The 9874-nt window shown below is 57.5% G+C and carries 10 protein-coding genes; 7 read left to right on the plus strand and 3 right to left on the minus strand.

The window, feature by feature from the left end; genetic code table 11:
- Positions 1-135 precede the first annotated feature (135 nt).
- The 7 genes from VI895_14180 (at position 136) to VI895_14210 (ending at position 8044) form a co-directional block, all read left to right on the plus strand.
- The gene (locus tag VI895_14180) at positions 136-1545 is read left to right on the plus strand and encodes a hypothetical protein (protein ID HLG20948.1); all 1410 of its coding nucleotides are present in this window, start codon (positions 136-138) and stop codon (positions 1543-1545) included.
- Positions 1546-1597: 52 nt separating this feature from the next.
- Positions 1598-1993 carry a hypothetical protein gene (locus tag VI895_14185; GenBank protein ID HLG20949.1) on the plus strand — a complete coding sequence of 132 codons (396 nt, stop codon included), beginning with the start codon at positions 1598-1600 and terminating at the stop codon, positions 1991-1993.
- Positions 1971-2615, plus strand: a complete 645-nt coding sequence (locus VI895_14190) for a nucleotidyl transferase AbiEii/AbiGii toxin family protein (GenBank protein HLG20950.1) — start codon at positions 1971-1973, stop codon at positions 2613-2615. The genes VI895_14185 and VI895_14190 overlap by 23 nt, the downstream gene beginning before the upstream one ends.
- A 263-nt stretch (positions 2616-2878) precedes the next feature.
- On the plus strand, positions 2879-4453 hold the full coding sequence (locus VI895_14195) for an acyl-CoA carboxylase subunit beta (GenBank protein HLG20951.1): 1575 nt from the start codon (positions 2879-2881) through the stop codon (positions 4451-4453).
- 3 nt (positions 4454-4456) lie between these two features.
- Complete coding sequence (locus VI895_14200) at positions 4457-5950, plus strand: biotin carboxylase N-terminal domain-containing protein (GenBank protein HLG20952.1); 1494 nt, start codon at positions 4457-4459, stop codon at positions 5948-5950.
- Entirely contained in the window at positions 5947-6456 is a 510-nt protein-coding gene (locus VI895_14205; GenBank protein ID HLG20953.1) for a biotin/lipoyl-containing protein, read from the plus strand. Before VI895_14200 ends, VI895_14205 begins: the two co-directional genes overlap by 4 nt.
- 40 nt (positions 6457-6496) lie before the next feature.
- Positions 6497-8044, plus strand: a complete 1548-nt coding sequence (locus VI895_14210) for a methylmalonyl-CoA mutase family protein (protein ID HLG20954.1) — start codon at positions 6497-6499, stop codon at positions 8042-8044.
- 33 nt (positions 8045-8077) lie between these two features.
- Here the strand turns inward: VI895_14210 and VI895_14215 are convergent, their stop codons facing one another.
- The 3 genes from VI895_14215 to VI895_14225 form a co-directional block, all read right to left on the minus strand.
- Positions 8078-8722, minus strand: a complete 645-nt coding sequence (locus VI895_14215) for a nucleotidyltransferase domain-containing protein (protein HLG20955.1) — start codon at positions 8720-8722, stop codon at positions 8078-8080.
- Positions 8719-9090: a hypothetical protein gene (locus VI895_14220; GenBank protein ID HLG20956.1), complete on the minus strand. Its 372-nt coding sequence runs from the start codon at positions 9088-9090 to the stop codon at positions 8719-8721. Before VI895_14220 ends, VI895_14215 begins: the two co-directional genes overlap by 4 nt.
- Before the next feature lie 97 nt (positions 9091-9187).
- Positions 9188-9874 (minus strand): lipase maturation factor family protein (locus VI895_14225; GenBank protein HLG20957.1); only part of this gene is annotated, 687 nt, incomplete at its 5' end.

Consider the following 9874-nt stretch of genomic DNA (forward strand, 5'->3'; position numbering starts at 1 on the left):
CTTCTCGATTCGTTACGGTCACTCCGGCGGGGGCCCCTCCGGCTTCCGCGATGCGCCGCTTTGCGTCCGCATCGCGTATCCGTTTCCCCTCGCCTCCGTTTCCAAGACGAATCGGAAGGCTCCGCCAGGCACTCCGTGAGATGCTGCGGGTGTGTAATTGCGATCATCTTTTTTCTCTATTCTGTTTCAGCACAAGCCGGGGATATACATGGGAGCGTCGATGTGGGCGGATGGGTGGCGTTCAACAATTTGTCGGACGCGCCGGGGTTTGTTGTCGATGATGGCGTCGGAAATAACCATGTCCAGAAGCGATATTCGCTCCTCCGGTTGGGGCTTCGGCTCGACGCTGCGGATCTTTTTGACGGGGGCGACGGACAACGGGTTAACGCCCATCTCGATTTCGATTCCCTCATCAATCCGGACGAGCGGCGATACACCCTCGGCGTGAACGACCAGTTCCGACAGGAACTGAGGCAACTCAACGTCGAACTCCCCAAGATGGGCGGCATCGCCGACGTCTGGTTCGGGCGGCAACTTGTCTATGAAGCGGGCGGCGCGAATTTCGACGGCCTGCGAGGAGTGTTTCACGTCGGTGAATCGGTGGACATCGGCCTCTTCGGGGGTCTCGGCGTCGATCCCCGAAATCTCGCCGGCTATATCGGACCGGCGTATCGGGACAATCCCTTCACCCTGGATTTTCAAACGGCCGGCTTTTACAGCTCGTATCGCGGAGAACGAATCAAGGCGGACGGCGGCTTCGAATCCCTCTTCTTCAAAGGGCACGCCGATCGCATGACGCTTTTTTCGCAGGGATTCTTCAACCTCGATCGTGTCTGGAGTTTTTCTGGATTCGTCCGCGGCGCTCTGATCGGAAGCCGTGGGCTCGAGAACCTCAACGGCACGGTGACGGCGCGGCCGACGTCCCGCGTGACGAACAACCTGTCGTTCGAACGTTTTCGGGCTTTCGTGTTCAAGAAATCGAATGATTCGGCGATTCCCGTTCCCACCGGAATCAGCAGCAGCTTCGTCAACAACATCGACGTCGACACCAGCTCGTACAACACCGTTAAAGATCACGTCATGCTTCGAGTATTCGAGCGCAACTTTATCTTCGGCGCCGTTTCCTTCACCCGCCGAACGTTCGACGACGAAAATCAAATGAGATACACCATCGGATATCGCGACCCGCGTCTATTCGGCTCGTTCGCCGATCTCAAGCTACAAACGGACCTGATCGACAATTTCCGAGGATTCAATGCCGTCCTGGACGGTCTTCTCGGATACGAATGGATGGAGTCGAAGTTGAGGCTTGAAGGGGGCGCGACCTATTTCGCGAATGAACGGGAAATCTTCCTGAGCAATCTCCCCACCGGCCAGCGACAGACCGACAAGGAATACGCCCTGCGCGGAAACGCCTATTTCAATCCGATGCGAGAAGTCTCCCTCATTTTTGCGTATACGCTTTACGCGGAAACGGACGCCACGAACAACGATCAAGTTATGCGCATCCACGAGATCTATCTGGGCACGAATTTCAGATTCTAAAGCCCGCTTTACGCTTTCCCAAAAAATAATGTATACTTTAGTATACAAGCGTATGCGATCCCCCTTGGTGAACTTCTTCTTCGATTCAGCGCCATGGCGCGTTCTTTTTGCGTTGGTCCGAAGCTCAAACGGAAGGCGATTGCGCGAAATCGCCGATCTCTGCGGCCTTTCTCCCCGCGGCGCGCGCCTCGTTCTCGACCGTCTTCAGCGGAACGGTTGGGTGTCCATCACAAAGGATTCGCGGAGCGTGCGCTATGGATTGGAACTCACGGCCGCCGATCATGAGTTTCTTTTGCTCGTCCTCACGCGCGTCGAGGGCGAGCAGTTGGCGCGGCGCGCTCAAAAATATGGAAGATCCGCTCGGCGTTCGTTGGGCTGGATCGATCCAACGGCGAAACAAATCGTCTCCATTCGAAAGCAAATTCATGACCCCGCTCGCTCTTCTTAGGGCCGTCGTCCCGCTGCTTAGACGTTCCGGTTGCCAGTATGCGGTCGCGGGAGGCCTGGCTGCCGCGCTATACCGCCGCGAACCGCGCCTGACTCAAGATGTGGATGTTCTCCTATTGGCCTCATCCATCCGGGGAACGCAGAACGAGGCCGAGAAGATTCTCGGGAAACTCAAGTTTAGCGTGGGCCTGGCGCGCGCCTCGGATCTGAATCGTGCACCGGGATTTCACAAACGACAGGACCCCGTGGTTATGTTGGTGGGACGGAAAGAAGGGAAAGAGAAAGAAGGGGGACTGGACGTCTTATTACCGACCATGCCCTGGGTCGTACGTGCGATCGAACGAGCCCAATGTAACCTGATCGATTTCGGCTTTGGTCGTCTACCCACCATCACGCCCGAAGATTTGATCGTCGCAAAAGCACTTGCTTTGACCGATAACCCATCCCGGTACAAAGACCTCGACGATCTTCAGTCCATTTTTGAAGCCAATTTGCAGCTGGATTTTCCTTACCTCGTTTCCCTATTTGAGCTTCATCGCCTCTGGCTTCCGCGCGCGCTGGAAAAGGTGGCGCCTAAACCCGTCCAACGCGCCTCCCGATCCCAAAGCCCAAAGCACCGATAAGACAGCCATTTAACAACATTTGTTATATTAATAACTACTTAATATATAATGGAAAATTAGTAAATTGACCTTAAGATAGGCTTTTTGTTACCCTTGAATTGCATCCCCAAGTAGGGACATTCCAGGAGGCGGGGCTAGGGAGACGATTTCCTTAGTTAGGGATGTCCTTACGAAGCGGGCCCGGTAGATCCCGGGCCCGCTTTTCATTTTGAGCTCCGCGTTCGTGTGTCCGCCGGATTTCTGTTATACGTGACGGCTCGGCCATGGGCGCAAAGAGAAAATCCGTCTCGACGCCGGCTTCCCCCCTCGAAATCTTCCACGAAAAGAACGGGCTCGCGTTCCAGGGTGGAGGGGCGGAGCGGATCTCCAAACAGCACGCGCAGAATAAACTGACGGCCCGGGAGCGGATTTCGTTTTTGCTCGACGAACATTCGTTCGAAGAGATCGATCGCTTCGTGACCCACTCCTGTTCCGATTTTGGCATGGAAAAAAGGAAGACCCCGGGGGACGGCGTCGTCGCCGGTTTCGGGCGGATCGACGGCAGGAAGGTGTTCACCTTTGCTCAAGACTTCACGGTGTTCGGCGGTTCGCTTTCGCGCGCCAACGCCCGAAAGATCTGCAAAGTGATGGATCTCGCCATGAAAATCGGCGCGCCGGTGATCGGCCTCAACGACTCGGGCGGCGCCCGGATCCAGGAAGGGGTGGAAAGCCTCGGCGGCTATGCGGACATCTTTCTCCGAAACACGCTCGCCTCCGGCGTCGTTCCTCAAATCTCGGCCGTCCTCGGCCCGTGCGCGGGCGGGGCGGTCTATTCGCCGGCCATCACCGATTTCGTTTTGATGGTCAAAAAATCGAGCTACCTTTTTATCACAGGCCCGGACGTCCTTCGCACCGTCACCCACGAAGAGGTCACCAAAGAAGACCTCGGGGGTTCGAAAACGCATACCGAAAAGAGCGGCGTCGCCCATTTCGCTTATGAGAGCGACGAAGCGTGCCTCCGGGGCGTGCGAGAGCTCTTCTCGTATCTCCCTCTGAACAATATGGAGCGGCCTCCGTTTGTAGCGACCGACGATCCACCTGATCGTGCGGACGAGGCGTTGAATCAGGCGGTTCCCGCCGATCCCGCAAAGCCGTACGACATTCGGGACATTATCCGGCGGGTCGTCGATCGCGGCCGATTCTTGGAGGTCCAGGAACCTTACGCGCAGAACATCGTCGTGGGTTTCGCGCGTTTGGGGGGATTTGTGGCCGGGATCGTGGCGAACCAGCCTGCCGTCTTGGCCGGCTGCCTCGATATCGACGCTTCGGTGAAAGGGGCCCGGTTTGTCCGTTTCTGCGACTGTTTCAATATACCGATCGTCACGTTCGAAGATGTGCCCGGATTTCTGCCCGGAACCAACCAGGAATTCGGAGGCATTATCCGGCACGGCGCGAAACTGCTCTACGCGTTTGCCGAAGCCACGGTGCCCAAGCTGACGGTGATCACTCGAAAGGCGTACGGCGGGGCCTACGACGTCATGTCGTCCAAACATATTCGCGGGGATCTCAATTTCGCGTATCCCACGGCCGAAATCGCCGTGATGGGCCCGGAAGGGGCGGTCAACATTATCTTCCGGGATGAGATCGACAAGGCGTCCGATCCCGACGCGCGCCGAAAAGAGTTGGTGGCCGAGTACCGCGCCACGTTTGCAAATCCGTATAAAGCCGCCGAGCTCGGATACATCGATGAGGTGATCGTTCCTTCGACCACGCGGATGAAGCTGATTCGCGGCCTCGATCTCTTACAGGACAAGAAGGATCAAAACCCGCCCCGCAAGCACGGCAACATCCCGCTGTAAGCCATGAAGAAAGTTCTCGTCGCCAACCGGGGGGAAATCGCGGTACGGATCATCCGGACGATTCGCGAGTGCGGCTTCTCTCCCATAGCGGTGTACTCGGACGCCGACCGGGGAGCATTGCATGTGCGCATGGCGGACGAAGCGCATTATCTCGGCGCCTCCCCTCCCCTCGAGAGCTATCTCGCTATCGACAAGATCGTCGCCGTCGCAAAGCGGACCCGCGCTCATTCCATCCATCCGGGGTATGGATTTCTTTCCGAGAACGCTCCGTTCGCGCGCGCGTGTGAGCGGGCGAAAATTACATTCATCGGTCCGCCCTCAAAAGTCATCGCCGCCATGGGCGACAAAATTGGGGCCAGGGAGCGGGCGAAAACGGCGGGTGTCCGGGTGGTACCGGCCTCTGACGTACTGCCTAACGTATCCTCCGCACGCAGAGCCGCGCGGCGGGTCGGCTACCCCGTCCTTCTCAAGGCTTGCGCTGGGGGAGGCGGCAAGGGAATGCGGCGCGTGCGCGCCGAAATTGAAATGGAAGAGGCCTACCGCCTGGCACAGAGCGAAGCGAAAAAGGCGTTCGCCGACGACTCTCTTTACTTGGAGCGGTACCTGATCCGCCCGCGCCACATCGAAGTTCAAATTTTCGCGGACACCCTGGGGAATGTCGTGGCCCTGGGCGACCGGGAATGTTCCATCCAGCGGCGGCACCAAAAGATTATCGAGGAAGCGCCGGCTCCCCATCTATCCGACGAGACGCGAGCCATGATGGCCTCCGCGGCCCGGGATATCGCCCGGTCGGTCGGTTATCGCGGCGCCGCAACCGTGGAATTTTTGGTCGATCGCAAGGAACGATTTTATTTTCTGGAGATGAACACGCGTCTTCAGGTCGAGCATCCGGTGACCGAGTGGACCACGGGACTCGATCTCGTCGCTTGGCAAATCGACGTCGCGCAAAAAAAACCTCTTCCGCTCGAACAACGAGATGTGGCGCTGGTCGGCCATGCGATGGAAGCGCGCCTTTACGCCGAGGATCCGAACAACCATTTTTTTCCGAGCCCCGGGAGCATCACGCTTCTTCAATGGCCCTCCGGCCCGGGAGTTCGCGTCGACAGCGGCATCGAAGCCGGTTCCGAAATTTCTCTTTATTACGATCCGTTGTTGGCCAAAATCTCGGTCTGGAGCGAAACGCGCGACCAGGCTCGGATTCGCCTGCTTCGCGCCCTCGACGAAACGAGAATCGGCGGTTTGAAAACGAATCTCCATTTCTTGAAGTCGATTCTGGTCCATCCCCGGTTTGCGGAAGGGAGGGTTTCGACCACGTTCATTCAAGACGAGGGACCCTTCCCGGCGCAGACGTTGACCGATCTTGAATTCGACGCGGCCCTGGCTACCGCTTCCCTCGCGATGGCGGTACCGGTCGCGTCGGGGGGTAGTGCCGAACGGGCGGTATCCGCTTGGTGGCGCAGCGGACTTCCCCGTCGGAGAGGGCAGGCCTTCGGATGATTCTTCACTTCACGTCGAAGGATATTCAAGGCAACGCTCGGATCGAAAACATTCCCGGCACGATTACCGTCGAGCGGGACGATCGAACTACGCTCTTTCGCTACGTACCCACGGCGACCGGATTCCGGCTCGAACATCAGGGAAAAGTCCTTGAAACAACGGTGGCGTTTCGGCGGGACACCGAAATCGACATCAGTGTAAATGGCCACCTCGTTCCGCTTCACTGTTCGGATCCACGCCGATCGCCGGGAGATGTAGAAAGCCGCGTGGAACAGGGAAGCCGCCAAATCCGGGCCATTATGCCCGGTCGAGTTGTGCGCGTTTTCGTCCGACCGGGGGATGCGGTCGTCTCCGGCGATTCGCTTCTGGTGTTGGAGGCGATGAAGATGGAAAATGAAGTGAAGGCTACGATAAATGGAACCGTGGAAAGCGTGGCGGTTTCGTCCGGCGCCTCCGTGGAACGGGGCGAGCTGTTGATTTCCCTGGTGCCGAACGGCCATGCCTGAAAAACCGAAATTCTTCGCCCGCCGTTCCGACGGCGCTCCGATGCCTCCGATCGTCGAACCCCCCGATCGAACGAAATATGCCGCCGACTTGGGCTGGCCTGGGCAATTCCCATTCACGCGCGGAATTCAGCCGACCATGTATCGCGGCCGGCTTTGGACAATGCGCCAGTACGCCGGGTTTGGAACGGCGGAGGAAACCAATGCCCGTTTTCAGCATCTTTTATCGAACGGGCAAACCGGCCTGTCGACCGCTTTCGATCTGCCGACCCAGATGGGTTACGACAGCGATCATCCGATGGCACTGGGGGAGGTGGGGCGCGTCGGCGTGGCGATCTCCTCGGTCGAAGACATGGAAACGCTTCTTCAGGGGATCCCGCTCGATCAGGTCTCCACGTCCATGACGATCAATTCAACGGCGGCAATTCTGCTCTGTTTCTACCTTGCGATCGCCAAACGGCGCGGCCTTTCTTTCAAAAGTCTTCGAGGGACGATTCAAAACGATGTTCTCAAGGAGTATATCGCGCGCGGAACGTTCATTTTCCCGCCCGGACCGTCGCTTCGGATCGTCACGGATCTAATCGCCTTTTGCGCCAAGGAAGTTCCCCAATGGAATCCGATCTCGATTTCCGGCTATCACATCCGGGAGGCGGGCTCGGATGCGGTACAAGAAGTCGCGTTTACGATGGCGAATGCGTGCGCGTACGCCGACGCCACGATCCGGCGAGGGCTTGAATTCGATGAATTCGCCGGACAACTCTCCTTCTTCTTCGCCGCGCACAACGATTTCATCGAAGAGATCGCGAAGTTCCGCGCGGCCCGGCGTCTCTGGGCGAAAATCGCGCGAGAACGTTTCGGCGCGAAAGAAGACCGGTCGATGCTTCTTCGTTTTCACGTGCAGACGGCGGGGAGCACGCTCACGGCCCAACAGCCGAACAACAATTTGGTTCGCGTCACGCTTCAAGCCTTGGCCGCGATCTTGGGAGGTTGCCAAAGCCTTCACACAAATTCCAGGGACGAGGCTCTGGGACTTCCGACCGAACTGTCGGCTACGCTCGCCCTTCGAACGCAGCAAATTCTTGCGGAAGAATCGGGCGTCGCCAACACGATCGATCCCGTAGGAGGGAGTTACGCCGTGGAAGCGGAAACCGACCGGATCGAAGCCGCCGCGAAAAACCGCCTGGATGAAATCGAGGGCATGGGCGGAAGCTTGCGCGCCATCGAACGCGGTTACTTTCAAAAGTCGATCGCAGAACGCGCCTATCAATATCAGCAGGAAATCGAGCGGAAGGAACGGGGAATCGTCGGCGTGAATGTGTACACCACCGATGCGATTCATCCCCCTCCGATTCTGCGCGTCGATCCCGTCCTTGAAAAGCGCCGGAAAGCCCGGCTCGCCAAACTCCGTAATGAGCGCGACACGCCGCGCACTGAACGTGCACTTCTCCATCTCGGAGAAGCGGCCCGATCGGAAGAAAATCTCGTTCCTTTCATTCTCACCGCCGTTGAAGCCCTGGCTACGTTGGGCGAAATTTCCGACCGGCTCCGTACCGTGTTCGGGCAGTATCACTCTCCCGACGCCCTCGTATGAAGTGGATCGCCGCGGCCGATGGCCGCAAGACAATCATCGGGCGGCGATGGATAGCGGCGCATCCTCGAATCGTTCGAGGTAAACCAGGCGGTCGGTATAGCCCGCCTTACTCTCCCGCAAAATTCGAAAAATCTCGCCCGAACGGTCCGCCGGACAGAGAAACACGGAAAGATCGACGCGAAACCCCCCGGATCGGGCCACGGCCCCTTCTCTGTGATAGCGGTAGGTTTTCCGACCGTGACGAACTTTTGTGGAATAGCCGAAAAATTGACGGGACAGTCGCGTACGGGCCAGTGGATCAAGCCTGGATGTTTCATATGCGATCAGCCGATAGGCAACGCTATTCCCATCATCCTCCGGAAAGAGCAAACCCCGGCCATACAATACGATAGAATCAGCCAGGAGTTCGGACCGAAAATCGGGAGCAAGACCGTGGAGATTGGGTTCCACGATAACGAGATCGACCTTCCGACCCAGCGCTTTTCCGATTCTCTCCGCTATGGTTTGCAGATCAGTCTGGAGCGCCGGCGTGTCGTTTCCTTTTGTTACAATGAATAGATCGATATCGGACCCTTCATGCGCGTCACCGCGGGCGAAGGACCCGAACAAACAAATGAGGCGCAGGTCGTTTAATGGAAACTGCGCAATCTGAGAATAAAGATCGGCCACTGTGGTCATCTGTTTTCTCCCAATGTGGGGAGCGCAAGCGCTTCGATCTTCTCAAATAACGGCCGGGCTTGTTGCCATTCCTTCGTACCGTCGCTTCCTCCATATTCGCAACCCACCCGAAACTCGCGCTCGATCTTCGTGAACCCCGAAATCACCGTTTCGGTCCTGTCACCGAACAAATCGGCTTGGCCTCGAAGCACTCGCGCAACTTCGGCGTGGTGTTGAATGTGAATCGCCTTGGTCGCCGCACACGCCTCGATCAGCTGAAACAATGCATCAAAGAGGTTCGCGACACGCACAAAATCTTCCATTTCATCCGAGAAAGCGACGTCCCGAAAGGCCCGGTACTTACGCACATGCACTTCTTTTTTTGACATTGGTCTCTTTGTGTAATTGATAACACAAACACCCGTACGCGGTCAATGATTTGTGAAACTAATTGCACAACTTTTAAACGGCTTTCACATGAAAGGTTTAGGCTCTCGTTCCCCTCTTTCCCAGCGTGAGGATGGGACAATACTCGCGCAGTTCTTCACGGCGCCACCAAGAATCGCCGTGATCGTTCGAATTTCGGCGTGTGAAGCGATAGTCGTAGACGGTCGTTCGAATGTAGTTGGGGGGGTCGTCCGGAAACGGATTGACGGCGAGGAGAGAGGCCACATCTTTCGACCCCTCCATTAATCGACGCGCAAAGTGGAGAAACCAGGGATTGGTCTCGCAACTCCCCAAGGCGGCGAACCACATCTGCCAATCCAGACGGGGTTGGTGCGGCGCCACGAACGAAGGCTTCCGTGTGGGGTCTCCCGGCTTGAATTTGAATTCATAGCTCTTCCATTCCTGCCCGTCTTCGCTCCCCTCGACGATGATCTCGGGACGCGACGTCGTCATGACGGCGAACAGGCCGTACCCGCTCACCAAATGAAACGGTTCCGTCGTTTGGAACAATTGGACGACCGGCCTCGGCCACCGGCGCACGACGCGAAACATATTGAGCAACTGCACGGAGGAAAGCGTCAATAGAATGACGGCGATCGGCGTAAGCACCCACTTCGGCCAACGCCGGGGAGGGTAGGATTGCTCTTCCGGTTGAAGATAAAAAGCCCGAACGCGCCAGCTCCGCAGCCAAGCCGCGTCGTCCAAAAGAAGAAGGCAGAGAGCCAC

Source organism: Bdellovibrionota bacterium (assembly GCA_035292885.1).
Classification (GTDB): domain Bacteria; phylum Bdellovibrionota_G; class JALEGL01; order JALEGL01; family DATDPG01; genus DATDPG01.

Coding starts and splice junctions, on each gene's coding strand:
- VI895_14185 (HLG20949.1), top strand. CDS start 1,598: ATGCGATCCCCCTTGGTGAACTTCTTCTTCGATTCAGCGCCATGGCGC.
- VI895_14210 (HLG20954.1), top strand. CDS start 6,497: ATGCCTCCGATCGTCGAACCCCCCGATCGAACGAAATATGCCGCCGAC.
- VI895_14190 (HLG20950.1), top strand. CDS start 1,971: ATGACCCCGCTCGCTCTTCTTAGGGCCGTCGTCCCGCTGCTTAGACGT.
- VI895_14195 (HLG20951.1), top strand. CDS start 2,879: ATGGGCGCAAAGAGAAAATCCGTCTCGACGCCGGCTTCCCCCCTCGAA.
- VI895_14220 (HLG20956.1), bottom strand. CDS start 9,090: ATGTCAAAAAAAGAAGTGCATGTGCGTAAGTACCGGGCCTTTCGGGAC.
- VI895_14205 (HLG20953.1), top strand. CDS start 5,947: ATGATTCTTCACTTCACGTCGAAGGATATTCAAGGCAACGCTCGGATC.
- VI895_14200 (HLG20952.1), top strand. CDS start 4,457: ATGAAGAAAGTTCTCGTCGCCAACCGGGGGGAAATCGCGGTACGGATC.
- VI895_14215 (HLG20955.1), bottom strand. CDS start 8,722: ATGACCACAGTGGCCGATCTTTATTCTCAGATTGCGCAGTTTCCATTA.